Source organism: Caballeronia sp. KNU42 (assembly GCF_053760385.1).
In genome coordinates this window covers 507,947-523,233 of sequence record NZ_CM132390.1, presented here as the reverse complement: position 1 = coordinate 523,233, position 15,287 = coordinate 507,947, and the positions used below count along the sequence as shown (strand labels likewise).

17 protein-coding genes are annotated in these 15,287 nt (G+C 60.5%); 9 read left to right on the top strand and 8 right to left on the bottom strand.

The window, feature by feature from the left end; genetic code table 11:
• The first annotated feature begins 134 nt into the window (after nt 1–134).
• From ACSOSP_RS33700 to ACSOSP_RS33665, 8 genes are all read left to right on the top strand, one after another.
• The gene (locus ACSOSP_RS33700) at nt 135–1,157 is read left to right on the top strand and encodes an aliphatic sulfonate ABC transporter substrate-binding protein (RefSeq protein ID WP_455314986.1); all 1,023 of its coding nucleotides are present in this window, start codon (nt 135–137) and stop codon (nt 1,155–1,157) included.
• A gap of 14 nt (nt 1,158–1,171) precedes the next feature.
• The gene (gene soxC / locus ACSOSP_RS33695) at nt 1,172–2,419 is read left to right on the top strand and encodes a sulfite dehydrogenase (RefSeq protein ID WP_455314985.1); all 1,248 of its coding nucleotides are present in this window, start codon (nt 1,172–1,174) and stop codon (nt 2,417–2,419) included.
• Entirely contained in the window at nt 2,412–2,927 is a 516-nt protein-coding gene (locus ACSOSP_RS33690; RefSeq protein ID WP_455314984.1) for a c-type cytochrome, read from the top strand. The genes soxC and ACSOSP_RS33690 overlap by 8 nt, the downstream gene beginning before the upstream one ends.
• A 29-nt stretch (nt 2,928–2,956) precedes the next feature.
• The gene (locus tag ACSOSP_RS33685; protein ID WP_455314983.1) at nt 2,957–3,985 is read left to right on the top strand and encodes a sulfonate ABC transporter substrate-binding protein; all 1,029 of its coding nucleotides are present in this window, start codon (nt 2,957–2,959) and stop codon (nt 3,983–3,985) included.
• A gap of 224 nt (nt 3,986–4,209) precedes the next feature.
• Nucleotides 4,210–5,358 (top strand): FMNH2-dependent alkanesulfonate monooxygenase, encoded by a 1,149-nt coding sequence (gene ssuD / locus ACSOSP_RS33680; RefSeq protein ID WP_455314982.1) that lies wholly within the window; start codon nt 4,210–4,212, stop codon nt 5,356–5,358.
• A 13-nt stretch (nt 5,359–5,371) separates the two neighbouring features.
• Nucleotides 5,372–6,166: an aliphatic sulfonate ABC transporter permease SsuC gene (gene ssuC, locus ACSOSP_RS33675; protein ID WP_455314981.1), complete on the top strand. Its 795-nt coding sequence runs from the start codon at nt 5,372–5,374 to the stop codon at nt 6,164–6,166.
• Nucleotides 6,163–7,002, top strand: a complete 840-nt coding sequence (locus ACSOSP_RS33670) for an ATP-binding cassette domain-containing protein (RefSeq protein ID WP_455314980.1) — start codon at nt 6,163–6,165, stop codon at nt 7,000–7,002. Before ssuC ends, ACSOSP_RS33670 begins: the two co-directional genes overlap by 4 nt.
• Before the next feature lie 77 nt (nt 7,003–7,079).
• Nucleotides 7,080–7,295: a TOBE domain-containing protein gene (locus ACSOSP_RS33665; protein ID WP_031357267.1), complete on the top strand. Its 216-nt coding sequence runs from the start codon at nt 7,080–7,082 to the stop codon at nt 7,293–7,295.
• A gap of 20 nt (nt 7,296–7,315) precedes the next feature.
• Here ACSOSP_RS33665 and ACSOSP_RS33660 read toward each other — a convergent pair whose 3' ends face one another.
• From ACSOSP_RS33660 to ACSOSP_RS33630, 7 genes are all read right to left on the bottom strand, one after another.
• Nucleotides 7,316–8,062, bottom strand: a complete 747-nt coding sequence (locus ACSOSP_RS33660; RefSeq protein ID WP_455314979.1) for an ABC transporter ATP-binding protein — start codon at nt 8,060–8,062, stop codon at nt 7,316–7,318.
• A complete protein-coding gene (locus ACSOSP_RS33655; RefSeq protein ID WP_455314978.1) occupies nt 8,059–8,892 on the bottom strand; it encodes an ABC transporter permease in 834 nt (277 codons plus the stop codon). Before ACSOSP_RS33655 ends, ACSOSP_RS33660 begins: the two co-directional genes overlap by 4 nt.
• A 26-nt stretch (nt 8,893–8,918) precedes the next feature.
• Nucleotides 8,919–9,875 carry an aliphatic sulfonate ABC transporter substrate-binding protein gene (locus tag ACSOSP_RS33650; RefSeq protein ID WP_455315409.1) on the bottom strand — a complete coding sequence of 319 codons (957 nt, stop codon included), beginning with the start codon at nt 9,873–9,875 and terminating at the stop codon, nt 8,919–8,921.
• Nucleotides 9,876–10,070: 195 nt separating this feature from the next.
• Nucleotides 10,071–10,874, bottom strand: coding sequence for a MetQ/NlpA family ABC transporter substrate-binding protein (locus ACSOSP_RS33645; protein WP_455314977.1), 804 nt, complete (start codon nt 10,872–10,874; stop codon nt 10,071–10,073).
• A 162-nt stretch (nt 10,875–11,036) separates the two neighbouring features.
• Nucleotides 11,037–11,891 (bottom strand): CmcJ/NvfI family oxidoreductase, encoded by an 855-nt coding sequence (locus tag ACSOSP_RS33640; protein ID WP_455314976.1) that lies wholly within the window; start codon nt 11,889–11,891, stop codon nt 11,037–11,039.
• A 105-nt stretch (nt 11,892–11,996) separates the two neighbouring features.
• On the bottom strand, nt 11,997–12,812 hold the full coding sequence (locus ACSOSP_RS33635) for a MetQ/NlpA family ABC transporter substrate-binding protein (protein WP_455314975.1): 816 nt from the start codon (nt 12,810–12,812) through the stop codon (nt 11,997–11,999).
• Between the two features lie 90 nt (nt 12,813–12,902).
• Nucleotides 12,903–13,694, bottom strand: coding sequence for an SDR family NAD(P)-dependent oxidoreductase (locus ACSOSP_RS33630; RefSeq protein ID WP_455314974.1), 792 nt, complete (start codon nt 13,692–13,694; stop codon nt 12,903–12,905).
• Between the two features lie 251 nt (nt 13,695–13,945).
• On the opposite strand from ACSOSP_RS33630, the gene ACSOSP_RS33625 reads away from it, so the two are divergent.
• Nucleotides 13,946–14,893 carry a TauD/TfdA dioxygenase family protein gene (locus tag ACSOSP_RS33625; RefSeq protein WP_031357275.1) on the top strand — a complete coding sequence of 316 codons (948 nt, stop codon included), beginning with the start codon at nt 13,946–13,948 and terminating at the stop codon, nt 14,891–14,893.
• 30 nt (nt 14,894–14,923) lie between these two features.
• On the opposite strand, the gene ACSOSP_RS33620 is transcribed toward ACSOSP_RS33625, so the two are convergent.
• Nucleotides 14,924–15,139, bottom strand: a complete 216-nt coding sequence (locus tag ACSOSP_RS33620) for a hypothetical protein (protein ID WP_031357276.1) — start codon at nt 15,137–15,139, stop codon at nt 14,924–14,926.
• Nucleotides 15,140–15,287 lie beyond the last annotated feature (148 nt).

Below are 15,287 nucleotides of genomic sequence, written 5' to 3'. Positions count from 1 at the left end.
CTGTTCAGAACGCTTATCGAGGGCCTGCAGACCGCTCAGCATTTTCGCTGCAATCGATATCACGATTGATCGTTTAGTGCTGGACGCGCGCGTTGTTAGCATGATCGGCTGCCTATATGCCTGCGATACCCTCAATGAAAATCTTCACCCGTCTGGCCGCGTGCCTGGTGCTGGCCGTGACTGCGCTTAACGCGGTGAGCGCCACTGCGCAAACGACCTCAGGCGACCCTATCAAGCTGCGTATCGGTTTCCAGAAATCCTCCACGCTGATCGCGATCCTGAAGGCGCGCGGCACGCTTGAACGCGCCGTGGCGCCGCTTAACGTGCGCATTGAATGGGGCGAGTTCGCGAGCGGGCTGCCGCTTACCGAAGCATTGAACGCGGGCGCGGTGGACTTTAGCGCCGACGTGGCGGATACCGTCCCGGTCTTCGCGCAAGCGGCCAACGCCAACTTCGTCTACGTCGCGCAGGAAACGCCTTCGCCCTCGGCGCAAGCGGTGATCGTGCATCGCGATGCGCCCATCCACACGCTCGCTGACCTGAAGGGCAAGCGCATTGCGGTGACGAAGGCTGCCGGCAGCCACTACCTGCTGCTCGCCGCGCTGTCCCGCGCCAAACTCTCGCCGGCCGATGTCAAGATCAGCTATCTCGCTCCCGCCGATGCGCGCGCTGCATTCGAGCGCAACGACGTCGACGCGTGGTTCGCATGGGACCCGTACGTGGCTTCCGTCGAACAGGACCCGGGCGCTCGGATCCTGATCCGTGGCGATGGGCTTGCGTCGTATCAGCGGTATTACCTCGCGTCCACGACGTTCGCGCAGGCCCACCCGCAGATCGTCGATATCGTATTCAAGCAACTGGTTGACGCGGGTGTCTGGACCAAGGCGCATCCGCAGGAAGCGGCGAAGATACTCGCTCCAGTGTGGGGTCTTGATCAGGCAACCGTCGAGCGCGCCAATACGCGGCGAACGTATGCAGTGCGCGCGGTCGTAGCGAAGAACTTCGGCGAGCAACAAGCCATTGCCGACACGTTCTATCAGGCGAAGCTGCTGCCCAAGCCCGTCGATACCGCCAGCGCGCTCGTTTGGGATTTCGCGGGGCGCAAGGCTGTCGCGGCGAATGTGGCGACGGCATCGCTGACCGCAACACAGCCTTAGCGGTCGTGTAGCCGATGACCTCCCGTAAGTCCTCACCTTCACTCAGCCGCAGGCGTCTGCTCGGTAGTCTGGCCGCCGGCGGTTTTGCCGCGTCGCAAGCCGGCGCTGCCGAGTTGCTGAAACCACTTGAGGTGGCCGCCTGGTCGAAGACGCCGGGCGCGCCGATCCTCGAACACCCTTACGGCGTGCCGTCACGATATGAAGCAGACGTAGTGCGTCGCGCTGCCAAGGCATGGCCTTTGCCCGGAGCGGCATCCTCCTTGACGCCGCTCGCCGATCTGCACGGTTCAATCACCCCGAACGGCCTCGTCTACGAGCGTCATCATGCAGGCGTTCCGGATATCGATCCATCGCTGCATCGTCTGGCCATCCACGGGTTGGTACGGAATCCAAAACTTTTCACAATGGACGATATCCTGCGATTGCCGTCGGAGTCGCGGATTCACTTCATCGAATGTTCGGGAAATACCGGCAACGAATGGAACGGCCCGAGCGGCATGCCCGTGCAACTCACGCACGGTTTGTTGTCGTGTTGCGAATGGACCGGTGTGCGGTTGTCCACGTTGCTGGAGGAGGTCGGCGGCATTACCGGTGGTTCGGGCTGGGTGCTGGCCGAAGGTGCCGATGCCGCCGCCATGACTCGCAGCCTGCCGTTGTCGCGCATTGCGGATCGGGCGCTCGTGGTCTACGCGCAAAACGGTGAACGCTTGCGTCCCGAGAACGGGTATCCGTTGCGGTTGATCGTGCCAGGTTTCGAGGGCAACACGAACGTGAAGTGGCTGCGCCGCCTGAAGGTGGTCGATGCCCCTTTGGAGACGCGTGAGGAGACCTCGAAGTACACGAATCTCCTCGCCGATGGCACCGCTCGCCAGTTCGTGTTCGAGATGGATGCGAAGTCGGTGATCACGCGGCCATCGCCGGGACGTCGGTTGACCACGCACGGGTTTTATCCGATCTCAGGGCTCGCATGGTCAGGACGCGGCACGATCCGCCAGGTGGAAGTATCGACGGATGGCGGCGCAAGCTGGCGAATGGCGCGGCTGGAAACGCCCGTGCGGGACCGTGCGCTGACGCGTTTTCAGGCTGATTGGAACTGGACCGGCGAGCCGGTAAGCATACTGTCGCGCGCCACCGATTCAACCGGCTACGTTCAACCCACCCGCGAAGCACTGGTCGCAGCCCGTGGCCTCAACTCGCAGTATCACTACAACGCGATCCAGCAATGGCGCATTGATGCAGCAGGCGAGGTGCGCAATGCGTAAGGCATTGTTGCTCGCGCTCATTGTCGTGACGCCTGCGTGCTTCGCGGCGCGCGACATCGGCACGCCGCTCACGGCGGACGAGATTGCTGCGTGGAATATCGACGTTGCGCCGGATGGGCGCGGTCTTCCCGCGGGTAGCGGCGACGTAACGACGGGCGCGCATGTGTTCGCGGAAAAGTGTGCCGCCTGTCACGGCGCGCAGGGTCAGGGGTTGATCGGCGATGCGCTGGTGGGCGGCAGGGGCACGCTGGCGAGTGCAAAGCCCAAACGCACGGTTGGCAGTTACTGGCCATACGCCACGACGTTATTCGACTACATCCGCCGCGCAATGCCTTATAACGCGCCTGAGTCCCTGTCGGCTGACGAGGTCTACGCACTCAGCGCTTTCCTGTTGAATCAGAACGGCATCGTACCGCCCGATACGCGGCTCGATGCGCAATCTCTACAAAAGATAAGGATGCCGAATAGAGACGGCTTCGTACCCGATCCACGTCCTGGCCGACTATGAATATTTGAAGGTATTTGAAGGAGCAAAGCATGTCTGACCATTACCCGAAAGAAGACGAAACGTTGCCGCAACTGGCCGTTCCATCACGCCGTCGTGCACTGCTGAAGATGGCCGCGTTAAGCGCCGGAGCCACCGGCATCCTGAGCGGCGCCGGTGCGCTACTGGCGAGCCAGACCGCGCACGCCGCCGAGTCGGAAAAAACGTTCCGCATTGGTTATCAGAAGTACGGCAACTTCGTCGTTCTGAAGGCGCGCGGCACACTCGACAAACGGCTCGCCGCGCAGGGCGTTACCGTGCAATGGCTCGAATTCCCGGCCGGGCCGCAACTTCTGGAAGGGCTCAACGCAGGTGCAGTCGATGCCGGTACGGTTGGCGAAACGCCGCCTATATTTGCCCAGGCCGCGGGCGTGGACTTCGTCTATGTCGGCAACGAACCGCCCGCGCCGCAAGGCGAAGCGATCGTCGTGCCGCACGATTCGCCCATCCGCAAGGTAGAAGATCTGCGCGGCAAGAAAGTGGCGTTGAACAAGGGCTCGAATGTCCACTACCTGCTGGTAGAGGCGCTGAAGAAAGCCGGCCTTTCGTATGCGGATATCCAGCCAGTCTATCTCGCTCCCGCCGATGCACGCGCCGCGTTCGTGCAGGGCAGCGTAGACGCATGGGTCATCTGGGACCCGTACCTCGCGGCCGTCGAGCGTCAGGCGAACGCAAGAGTTATCGTGGACGGCACCGGGCTGGTGCGCAATACGCAGTATTACCTTGCAACGCGTAAGTTCGCGACCGCTCAGCCGCAGCTCGTGCATGCGTTGCTGGAGGAGCTGGACCACGTCGATCAATGGGGCCGCGACAATGTAGCGGATGCCGCGAAGCTCCTGTCGCCGCTGGTCGGGCTGGACCAGCCGACGCTTGAACGCGCATTGAAGCGGACCGGCTACGGCGTGCAGTCGATCACGCCGGAGACGCTCGCTTATCAGCAGCAGATTGCCGATACCTTCACCGACCTCAAGCTGATTCCGAAGAAGCTTGCGGTGGTCGATGCGCGCTGGAGCGTCGTTTAGTCCGATGCTGCGCTCCTGCATCGCTAGAGACGCATAAGCAGAATTGGCGAGAACCTTAGCTCAAATAAATCGTTCATGCCCAAAGTGGGCATCGCTAAGATGAATCAACTGAACGGGGACGGGCGACTCGTTTCGTACGAACATGCGCATCGCTTTTGTTCATACGTCCTCCGCTAATCCCCCACTCGACACTTGAACTTATACCCGTAAGGCAGGAGCCCCCGATGAATGTTTTCTGGTTCATTCCGACCCACGGCGACAGCCGTTATCTCGGCACGACGCAAGGCGCGCGCGCCGCGGATTACGACTACTTCCGCCAGATCGCGGTGGCCGCCGATACGCTCGGCTATGAAGGCGTGCTGTTGCCGACGGGCCGTTCCTGCGAAGATGCATGGGTAGTCGCATCCAGCCTGATCCCGGCCACGAAACGCCTCAAGTTCCTCGTCGCCATCCGCCCGGGCCTGACTTCACCGGCATTGTCCGCACGCATGGCTTCGACCTTCGACCGGCTCTCCGGCGGGCGTCTGCTGATCAACGTGGTGACGGGCGGCGACCCGATCGAACTGGCCGGGGACGGCGTGTTCAACGACCACAACACCCGCTACGAAGTCACGGACGAATTCCTGCACATCTGGCGTGACCTGCTCGAAGCATCGCATGAAGGCGGCACGATCGATTTCGAAGGCAAGCACCTGAGCTCGAAGGGCGGCAAGGTACTTTATCCGCCCGTGCAGAAGGCGCATCCGCCGTTGTGGTTTGGCGGTTCGTCGCCGGCGGCGCATGAGATCGCGGCCGATCATATCGATACCTATCTGACGTGGGGTGAACCGCCCGCGGAAGTGGAAAAGAAGCTCGCCGATATCCGTCGCCGCGCAGCCGATAAAGGCCGCAAGATCAAGTTCGGCATTCGCCTGCACGTGATCGTGCGCGAGACCGAGCAGGAAGCGTGGGCCGACGCGGACAAGCTCATCAGCAAGCTCGACGATGAAACCATCCAGCGGGCGCAGGCATCGTTCGCAAAGATGGATTCGGAAGGCCAGCGGCGCATGGCGGCATTGCATGGCGGTCAGCGCGACAAGCTCGAGGTGTACCCGCATTTGTGGGCAGGCGTGGGCCTCGTGCGCGGCGGTGCGGGCACGGCGCTCGTGGGTAATCCGGAGCAGGTCGCGGGCTTGATGAAGGAGTACGCGGCGCTGGGTATCGACACGTTCATCCTGTCGGGCTATCCGCATCTTGAAGAGTCGTACCGGTTCGCCGAGCTTGTATTTCCGCTGCTGCCGCGTGAACAGAAAGAGCGCACGTCGGGTCCGTTGTCGGGGCCGTTCGGTGAAATCGTCGGCACGTCGTATCTGCCGCGTGCTTCGCAAAGTTGAACCCGGGGGTCCGATGAACGTGGTTCCGTTTTTACGCCGCGCCGGTGTACAGGCTGCGCCGTGGCTCGTGCCTATCGTGATCCTGGTCGCATGGGAACTGGCCGCTCGCACAGGCGGTTTGTCGTCACGCGTATTGCCCGAGCCGCTTGCCGTTGTCAAAGCCGCGTGGGAGCTGATCCAGTCGGGCGACATGTGGGCGAACGTGAAGGTCAGCGCATGGCGTGCTCTCACGGGCTTTGCGATCGGCGGCAGCATCGGCTTTGTGCTTGGGTTGGGGACGGGGCTCTTCAAGCCGGCTGAGATTGCCCTCGATTCGACCGTGCAGATGATCCGCAATATCCCCGCGCTCGCGATGATCCCGCTGGTCATCCTGTGGTTCGGCATCGGCGAGGAAGCGAAGTTGTTCCTCGTCGCGCTCGGCGTGTTTTTCCCCGTCTATACGAATACGTATCACGGCATTCGTTCGGTTGATGCGGACCTGATCGAGATGGCCCGCAGCTATGGGCTCTCTGGCTTCGCTTTGTATCGCGACGTGATCCTGCCGGGGGCATTGCCTTCCATTCTGGTAGGCGTGCGGTTCGCATTCGGATTGATGTGGGTGATGCTGATCGTAGCCGAAACCATCTCGGCGCAATCGGGGATCGGCTATATGACGATGAACGCGCGTGAGTTCCTGCAGACCGATGTAGTCGTGGTCGGCATCCTGCTTTACGCGCTGCTCGGCAAACTCGCCGACATGCTGGCCAAGTCGATCGAACGCGCAACGCTACGCTGGCATCCTGCGTACCAGAAGGGAGCAAAAACGTGACATCAAGCTACGCACCGTATGCATCCGGCAACGCCGTGCTCGAAGGGAACGCGTCGGGAGTCGCCACGAGAGAGCGCGCACCGGCAGCACCTGCGCCTCGGCCACAGTCAGCGGACATGGCAGTCGCACTGCAAGGTGTCGATAAACATTTCGGCGAGCGCAAGGTGTTGTCGAACTTCGATTTCGCCATTGAACGCGGCAGCTTTGTATCGATAGTCGGTCGCAGCGGCTGCGGCAAGTCCACGTTGCTGCGGCTGATCGCGGGCCTTGAAAAAGCGACCGGCGGAGTAGTAAAGCGTAACGCGGCGGCGGGAGCCAATGTCCTTGAAACACGCATCATGTTCCAGGATGCCCGCCTGCTGCCATGGAAAAGCGTGCTGCAAAACGTCATGCTCGGCTTGCCGCGTTCGTCCCGTGAAGACGCTCGCGCGACGCTGGCTGAAGTGGGCTTGAGTGCGCGGGAGGGCGATTGGCCCGCGCAATTGTCGGGTGGTCAGCGCCAACGGGTGGCGCTTGCGCGCGCGTTGGTGCATCGGCCGGATTTGTTGTTGCTTGATGAACCGCTGGGTGCGCTCGATGCATTGACGCGCATTGAAATGCACGCACTGATCGAACGTTTGTGGCGTGAGCATCGCTTCACTGCGCTGCTCGTCACGCACGACGTGCAGGAAGCGGTGGCACTGGGCGAGCGGATCGTGCTGATCGAAGAAGGCAAGATTTCCTTCGATGCCGCCATCACCCTGCAGCGGCCGCGTTTGCGCACGGCGGAGGGTTTCGCCGATCTGGAAGAACAGGTGTTGTCGCGAGTTCTCAGGAACGGTGTGCAACTGGCCTAGATCGGGTTATCGATTCGATTCACTCATTGCCGCTGTCTACCGGCCCCGGCACCATTCAATCAATACGGAGCATCACCATGGGCATCACGGCAATCAATGTACGCAACCAGTTCAAAGGGCACATCAAGGAAATCATTCGCGGTTCGGTCGTCTCGGAAGTCGATGTGGAAACGCCTTACGGCATTGTCACGTCGGTGATCACCACGCGTTCAATTGATGAGCTGGAACTGAAGGTCGGCAGCGAAGTCATTGCGTTCGTGAAGTCGACAGAAGTCTCTATTGCACGGCTTTGAACCTGCATTGAAGGGCGGCGTCAGATTGCGACCGCCCCCAGACCTTCGAGCAATTCGCCTCGCAGGCTCGCGAGCACGAGGTCGCGACGATCGCGCGGTCGCCTGATCCTCACCTCGATCTCACGCACAATTCGACCGGCACCGGTTTTACCAGACGGTGTCATGAGCAACACGCGGTCGGAAAGATAAAGCGCTTCGTCCAGATCATGCGTGACCAGGAGCGCTGCCGTCCCATGCAAGCGCACGAGCGATAAGAGAAGATCCTGCAACCGCATGCGCGTCATTGCATCGACGGCGCTGAACGGTTCATCGAGCAACAGCAAATCAGGCTCGGAAAACAGGCCTCTCGCGATTGCCACCCGCTGCGCCATGCCGCCAGACAACTGCTTGGGAAGATAGGCGCGCACTTCGGCAAGACCTACTTCCGCCAGCAGACTACCCACCCGCGGATCATTGCCGCGACGCGGGCCGGCTGGAAAGCCGACGTTGTCCGCCACGTTCAGCCAGGGCAATATACGCGGCTCCTGAAAGATCACCCCGATCCTGTTCGAGGGGCCTTGTTGCGGTTTTCCATCCAGCAGGATCTCACCGCTGAAGTCCCGGTCGAGGCCCGCGAGTATGCGCAACAGCGTGCTCTTGCCGCAACCGCTCGGACCAACCAGGCTCACTATCTCCCCGCGCTGAATCGTGAGCGTCAGGCGTTCGAGTATGCTGCGCGTGTCGTAGTGCTTGTCAGAGACGCGCAGGTCGAGAAGAGGGGCGCTCATCGCTTGTTTCCGGTACTCGTGTCGCGCCAGGAAAGCACGCGGGTTTCGATTGCCTTAAGCACGCTGTCGCTGAGTTTTCCGAGCAGCGCGAGTAACAGGATGGCCCCGAACACAAGGTCCGGTCGTCCCGTTTCGCGACCGTCGCTGAGCAGATAACCCAGGCCGCGCGTGGCTGCGATCAGCTCGGCGGCGACCATGAACATCCACGCAAGGCTAAGGCCGGTCCGAAGCCCGGTGAAGATGTGCGGCAGCGATGCCGGGAGCAGAATGCGCGTAAAGAGCGCCCGCTGACTCAGGCGATTCACTTCGCCCAATTCGATTAGCTTGCGGTCCACGCCACGAATGCCGGCGACCACGCTAATGTGCACCGGAAAGAAAGCGCCGATAGCAATCAGCGTAATCTTCGGCGCTTCGTCGATACCCATCCATAGCAGGAGAACAGGCACCCATGCCAGCGATGGAATGGCTCTAAGCGCCTGAAAACTCGGATCGAGCAATGAGTCAATTCTGCGGCTCAAGCCCATCGCTGCACCGAAAAAAATGGCTATGAGTGCACCAATGACAAAGCCCGCAAACACGCGCAGGCTACTCACGCCAATATGCCGTGCAAGACGCTCTCCGCCGAGTTGCCAGAGCGTTTCAGCAATCGTGCTGGGTGCGGGAACGAGATGCTCGGGCACGACATGGGTTCGTACCAGCACTTCCATGAGCCCGAGAAACGCGAAGGGCAGCAGGAGCCCGGCAATGCGCCATGATTGCAGCGGGGACCGCGCGGTTTTCTCCCGGGACTTCAATTGTCCAGGCAGTGCGAGGGATTCATCGGAGGACATCGCACTCGCTCTTAGCGCGGGGCGGTTCATTTTGCACTAGCCGAGGCCGATGCAATGACTGGCTGCGCGAACTTGACATCGATCAGCGCGTCGATCGCCTGATTCAAATCGGTGCCCGGCTTGACGAGTTGTTCCTGCGTGAGAATAGGCGCGGCGGCCCTCAACGCATCGATCTGTTCGGCACCCGGCTGCGGATGGCTGAAGTCATTGCGGCTCAATTGCAGCTTCGCCACCGGCAGCGACAACTTCGACTCCTCTGAAATGATCTTCGCGGTTTCATCCGGATGCGCTGCGATCCACACGCGTGCCTGCTCGTACACTTTCAGCACGTGCGCAAGGGTCTCGGGATGTTCCTTGATAAAGTCCTCACGCGCATTCAGGAACCCATACGTGTTGAACGCAACGTTACGATAAAGCAGTCGTGCGCCATCATCAATTTGCGCTGCGGCCATGTGCGGATCAAGACCGGCCCATGCATCGACCTGCCCATTGGCGAGCGCGGTGCGCCCATCGGGATGTTGCAGGTTGACGAGTTCCACATCGTCGCGCGTCAGGCCGACCGTATGCAGCGCGCGCAACGTAAAGAGATAAGGGTCGGTGCCTTTGGTCGCGGCAATTTTCTTGCCCTTCAGATCAGCCAGCGTCTTGAGCGGCGAATCCTTTCGTACGACCAGCGCGGTCCATTCGGGCCGCGAGAAAATATAGACCGCCCGTATGGGATTGCCATTAGCGCGCCCTAGCAAGGCGGCAAGGCCCGCGGTCGAACCAATATCGATCGCGCCGCTGTTCAGGTATTCGAGTGCACGATTGCTGCCGAGGCTCAATACCCACTTGACCTGTGTGTGATCCGGCGCCAACTCTTTTTCAAGCCAGCCCTGGCGTTTGATGACCAGGCTTTCGGGCGAGTAGTACGCATAATCCAGCTTCACTTCCGCGGGCGGCGAGGCGTGCGCGGCGGCAGGCACCCATGCAGCTGCCAACATGGCGAGCGAGATAAAGAAACGAGAAAGAAGGGTGCGCCGGGCGGGTTTCATCGATTGATCCTGATGGTCTTTGATGCAATTTTTTAGTGACCGGTCAATGTAATGAAAGCCGCCGCCGGGGCGAACCAATAAAAGCTCACAACGTAAGAACGTCAGAAGCTATGACCGGTTCGCCGCGCGGCGTGCGTGTCCCGTTTAGAACGCCGGGATGATCGAACCCTTGAACTGCGTGTTGATGAAATTCTTCACGTCCGGCGACTCATAGGCGGCGACCAGTTTCTTGACCCAGGGTGCATTGCGATCCTGAGTACGTACCGCGATCAGGTTGGCATAAGGACCCTTCAGGTCTTCGATAGCAATCGCGTCTTTCGTAGGCGACAGGCCCGCTTTCACGGCGTAGTCCGTGTTGATCGATGCGGCTGCGAGGTCGTCCAGCGAACGCGGCAACTGTGCCGAGTCGAGTTCGACCAGCTTGATGCCCTTCGGATTTTCGACTACGTCGAGCGGCGTTGCGTTCACGCCGTCCTTACCCACACCATCCTTCAGCTTGATGATGCCGTTCTTCTGCAGCAGCAACAGCGCGCGGTTGCCGTTGGACGGGTCGTTCTGGATACCGACTTTGGCCCCTTGCGGCAGGTCTTTCAGCGACTTGAACTTCTTCGAATAGAAGCCCATGGGCGCAACATAGGTCAGTCCCACGTTGACGATCTTGTAGCCACGCTGCTTGATCTGGCTGTCGAGGAACGGCTGGTGCTGGAAGCCGTTTGCGTCGAGATCACCGGCGTCGAGCGCTGCATTGGGCTGGATGTAATCGTTGAATTCGATCACCTTGATCTTGAGGCCTTCGGTTGCTGCGACCTTGGCCACTTCGGTCCAGATCTGCGCGTCGGGGCCGCTCATGGTGCCGATTTTCAGCGGCGCGTCTTCCGCATGGGCGACGCCGGAGACTGCGCCGAGTGCGGCGAAGGCGAGACTTGCTAGGACAGTTCTACGATGCATGTTGAAACTCTTTCTGGTTGGCAGGCGCGAATCCTCTCATGACTTGCGCGCTAACCTAACCATTCTGTTTTCATGTGTTTATGCCAATTTGAAAGCTTAGCTAAGATCCGGTGCACGCGCTTGATGGAAGCGCTGCACCGGTCAGCGACGGCTCAGTGCGCTTCATTCCTTCCAGAAGACGAGTGCCCGCAATTCGATGCTTCTGCGCGGCGCGGCTCCTTGCGGCGTAGTGGGATCTTCAAACGCCGTGTGTGCGGTCAGACGCGCCGTGCCGTCGTTGCGGGAGTCGTAGATCTTCAGCAGCAGGGCCTCGTCGGGGCGTAGCTTCGGGAAGTAATACCAGCGATGCGCCGGGTTATGCGTGAAGGAAAAGGTCTCACCAACCTTGTCCTTGTACACAAGGTCGCTTGGCACCAGGTCGCTCGCTGCAATCGAGCGTGCGTCGCAGAGTGCCAGGGGTAGCTGCTCCACTACGTCGAGCGGGCGCCTCAGGTTGATGATCGCAAAGCGATGCTTGAAGCGTTGCACGGCTTCATCGGCGCTCAGATGGTCTCGCACACGACGCGGCCCGGAGACGAACGTCTGGTCGTTGTGCACACACCTCACGGGCTCGCGTAACGACGAGGTTGCGCGCGAGCCGTTCAAGCTATCTCGCAGGGTGTGGTCGAATACTACGACCTTCTCCGCGCCCGTTGCCTTGAGCAGCACCTGTGCGGACTCACTGTAGTAGATCGAGCGGATGGCGGCGTCGTCGCTGAAGTCGGTCAGCGCGCTTGCGTGCGCGACGCGTTCAAAACCGCTTTTATCCAGCGATAACTCTCCCGCTGCCGCGAGCGGACGAGCGTCGCGAATGGTCACTCGACGGGGTTCGAGTACGCCGGAAGTCCAGGGCACGCCGGCAGGCGGTTCAAACGTGTAGCTCACCGGCCGGCCTTCACCGGCACGCAGATAGTTGAGTTCAGCTTCTACCGCATGCAACGTTTCTGCACGCGGACGTTCTTCGAATACGGTGCTCATGGTCGTTCCTCGGCCTGGGAATCAAGACTTCAAAGCTATACCCGCATCACCCGAAGCTGAACGAATAAAATTCCATAAGGTTATTCGGATCGCCTGGCGATAACCCTACTTGCTGGCGAAGTATTCCGGCAGACGGAAGCCGTCGTAGAAGTGGTTGCTCAGGATGGTCTGCTGGAAAACAGGGGATTGATAGGCATCCACAATGTCCTGCGTGCTGCGCGATGTCTTGTTGGCAGCCCTGACCACGACCTGGTTGATATAAGGCGGTGTCATCTGTTCGAGGGCGAGTGCATCCGTGAGTTTGTAGCCGCTGAAGATGGCGAAGTTACCCTGGATGGCGGCGAAATCGACGTCATCGAGCGCACGCGGCGCCTGCGCATTTTCAAGCGGAACGATCTTGATGCCGGCCGGATTCGCGATCACGTCACGCTCGGTCACATCGACCGGATTGCTGTTTGGACGAAGCTTGATCCAGCCGATCCGCTGCAGGATCTTGAGTGCGCGCTCCAGGTTGACCGGATCGTTGGGCACGGCCACTGTCGCGCCGGCGTGAACCTCCGTCAGTGCATGATGCTTCTTCGAATAAAGACCCATTGGCGGTGTGGGTACCGGTACGACCGCTACCAGATCCGTGCCGTTACGATCGTTATATGACTTCAGGTAGACCTCGTGCTGCATGACATCGGCTGCAATCTCTCCACGATACACAGCCTGGTTTGCCTCCAGCCCCGTGCTGAATTCCACATACTTGATCGTATAACCCTTCTGGCGCAATTGCGGCTCGACACCGGCCTTGAATTCATCGGCGTAAGGCCCGGGCACGAAGCCGATGCGCAGTTCGTTCGCACCGGCGGCGCGGACACTGAATGGAACGAGCGCAGCGCACAACGCCAACGCAAGAAGGAAAGGGCGTTTCGACATGAGGGGATAAAAAGAAGTAAAGGTGTCACGCGCCCGCAGGGAGCGCATGCAAACGAACCGCGCGTACCGTATAAATGCGCGGCTCGTTGTTCAGAAGGTTTCCTTGAACGGACGCAGATCAAGTTCCTGTGTCCATGCGCTTCTATGCTGATGATGCAATTGCCAATAACTCTCTGCTATGGCGCTTGCCTGCAGCAAGCCGTCGTCGCCCGCCTGCTGTACGCGCTGCGGTGCGTGTTGCCGCAGGCGCTCACCGTCGATACCTCCATCAATCACAATATGCGCCACATGTACTCCCTCGGACCCGAACTCGCGGGCAAGGGTCTGGCTCAAAGAACGCAATGCCGCCTTTGACGCAGCAAAAGCGGCGAAGGGTGGTTTGCCGCGCAACGCGGCCGTAGCGCCCGTGAAGAGCAACGTGCCGCGCCCCGTTGAACTGGCGCTGTTCAGCCCGTTGTTCAAGATCCGGCGCAGCGCTGCCTGGGCAAACAGGAAACCACCGAGTACACCGGTGCGCCACGCCTGCTCGAAGTCCGCTGCGCTCAATTCAAGCGTTGGCGCACGGCTGGCGCCGCCTGCGTTGAATATGGCGGCCGTTAGCGGACCGAGTTCACGCACGCGATCGGCGAGCTTGGCGACGGCTGCTTCATTCGAGATGTCGCCGGGCAATGCGTGCGCCACGCCGCCGGCGGCGCGAATCTCCGCAGCGATGCTTTCAACACGCCCGGCCGTGCGTCCCGTGAGGGCGACAGTGAAACCGCCCTCCGCGAAGCGCCGGGCAACTGCCGCGCCGAGTCCCGCACTGGCGCCGACCCCGGCGATCCACGCGACCGGCGATTGCTCATGAGGGAGACTGGAAGATGACTGGATGGTTGAGTTCATGGCGATGACGTTAGTCCGGCTCCTGGCGATTGGGAAGGAAGAAAACGCGATAACGTTATTCGACACTGCGAGATTGATTCTAGTCCTGAGCCATCTTTTGCGTTCAGTGTGGTTTGCATATGCTGATCGATTGGTTGAGGCCGCTGCGGGCCGGTCGTAATGTGCAAGTCGCCACGCATGCTTGATCTTCACCTTCAAGGGCCCGACTTTCCCCCATCTCAAGCTGGCGATTCCTCTTCAGGAGACACGCAATGAACGCAGCCGTCGCAAGCAATACCGAATCGGTCCAGGTTACGCCGTTGTCGGCGTTTATCGGTGCTGAAATCAGTGGCGTCGATCTATCGCAGCCGCTCGACACCCATCAGGTCGCGCAGATTCGTGCAGCCTTGTTGAAGTGGCGGGTGATCTTTTTTCGAGAGCAGTTCCTCACGCATGCACAGCATGTAGCGTTCTCTGCGCAGTTCGGCGAACTCACGCTGGGGCATCCGGTGTTCGGGCACGTTGAAGGGCATCCCGAGATCTACTCCATTTCGAAGTATCGCAAGGCGACACGCTTCGAAGGGCAGGCGTTGTTGCGTCCATGGACCGGTTGGCATACCGATGTGACCGCTGCCGTCAACCCGCCGTTTGCGTCGATCCTGCGTGGCGTCACCATCCCGCCGTATGGTGGCGACACGCAATGGACAAGCCTTGTCGCCGCGTATGAAAAACTGTCAGCGCCGCTGCGCGATTTTGTCGATGGCTTGCGCGGCGTGCATAAATTCACACCGCCCGCCGGGGCCAGCGCGACCAGCGCGTTTGAGCAAGCCGTGCAGCAACGCGCGCTGGTCACTGAACATCCGCTGGTCCGCGTGCACCCTGAAACCGGCGAGCGGGCGTTATATGTCAGCCCGAGTTTCCTGAAGCATATTGTCGGCGTGACGCCGCGTGAGAGTCAGGCGATCCTCGAACTGCTGTGGGAACACGTGACGCGTCCGGAGTTCACGGTGCGGTTCAAATGGGAGCCGGGCAGCATCGCGTTCTGGGACAACCGGTCGACGGCGCACCTTGCCCCTTCCGATATCTTCGACCTGGAGTTCGATCGCCAACTGTATCGGACAACGCTCGTGGGCGATGTGCCGGTGGGGCCGGACGGACGCGCTTCGGTCGCACTGGAAGGGTCGCCGGTCAATGCGGCCGCTGCGGTGGCATTGAACTGAGCGCCAATACGGAACGCCGCGCCCTTGAAGTCAGGCGCGCGGCAGCCGCCGATTGTCGATCCACATGCGGGCCCAGCGCGCGGCATAGGCAATGGCGAGATCGGATTCAAAGAAGTAGTCGAGCGCATCGAATACATAAGCGCGCTTTTGCAGCGATGCTTCATCCTGAATCACGAGATTGGCGGCGAACAATCCGCTCGGTAGCGCTTGTGCCGCGGGAGCGACTTCATAACCCTTGTAATGCATGCTTGGTTTACCTCCGTTGCACTATGCAGTAGATGCATGTGTCCCAGATTAACCAGCCTCAAGGAACAAGTGAAACAAGCATTTGGCAGAAGCAAACCCGTCGGCGCCACGGATTGGATAGAAGCAAACGTTGCGAAGCATGTGCCCG

Coding starts and splice junctions, on each gene's coding strand:
- ACSOSP_RS33700 (WP_455314986.1), top strand. CDS start 135: ATGAAAATCTTCACCCGTCTGGCCGCGTGCCTGGTGCTGGCCGTGACT.
- soxC (WP_455314985.1), top strand. CDS start 1,172: ATGACCTCCCGTAAGTCCTCACCTTCACTCAGCCGCAGGCGTCTGCTC.
- ACSOSP_RS33690 (WP_455314984.1), top strand. CDS start 2,412: ATGCGTAAGGCATTGTTGCTCGCGCTCATTGTCGTGACGCCTGCGTGC.
- ACSOSP_RS33685 (WP_455314983.1), top strand. CDS start 2,957: ATGTCTGACCATTACCCGAAAGAAGACGAAACGTTGCCGCAACTGGCC.
- ssuD (WP_455314982.1), top strand. CDS start 4,210: ATGAATGTTTTCTGGTTCATTCCGACCCACGGCGACAGCCGTTATCTC.
- ssuC (WP_455314981.1), top strand. CDS start 5,372: ATGAACGTGGTTCCGTTTTTACGCCGCGCCGGTGTACAGGCTGCGCCG.
- ACSOSP_RS33665 (WP_031357267.1), top strand. CDS start 7,080: ATGGGCATCACGGCAATCAATGTACGCAACCAGTTCAAAGGGCACATC.
- ACSOSP_RS33660 (WP_455314979.1), bottom strand. CDS start 8,062: ATGAGCGCCCCTCTTCTCGACCTGCGCGTCTCTGACAAGCACTACGAC.
- ACSOSP_RS33655 (WP_455314978.1), bottom strand. CDS start 8,892: ATGTCCTCCGATGAATCCCTCGCACTGCCTGGACAATTGAAGTCCCGG.
- ACSOSP_RS33650 (WP_455315409.1), bottom strand. CDS start 9,875: ATGTTGGCAGCTGCATGGGTGCCTGCCGCCGCGCACGCCTCGCCGCCC.
- ACSOSP_RS33645 (WP_455314977.1), bottom strand. CDS start 10,874: ATGCATCGTAGAACTGTCCTAGCAAGTCTCGCCTTCGCCGCACTCGGC.
- ACSOSP_RS33640 (WP_455314976.1), bottom strand. CDS start 11,891: ATGAGCACCGTATTCGAAGAACGTCCGCGTGCAGAAACGTTGCATGCG.
- ACSOSP_RS33635 (WP_455314975.1), bottom strand. CDS start 12,812: ATGTCGAAACGCCCTTTCCTTCTTGCGTTGGCGTTGTGCGCTGCGCTC.
- ACSOSP_RS33630 (WP_455314974.1), bottom strand. CDS start 13,694: ATGAACTCAACCATCCAGTCATCTTCCAGTCTCCCTCATGAGCAATCG.
- ACSOSP_RS33625 (WP_031357275.1), top strand. CDS start 13,946: ATGAACGCAGCCGTCGCAAGCAATACCGAATCGGTCCAGGTTACGCCG.
- ACSOSP_RS33620 (WP_031357276.1), bottom strand. CDS start 15,139: ATGCATTACAAGGGTTATGAAGTCGCTCCCGCGGCACAAGCGCTACCG.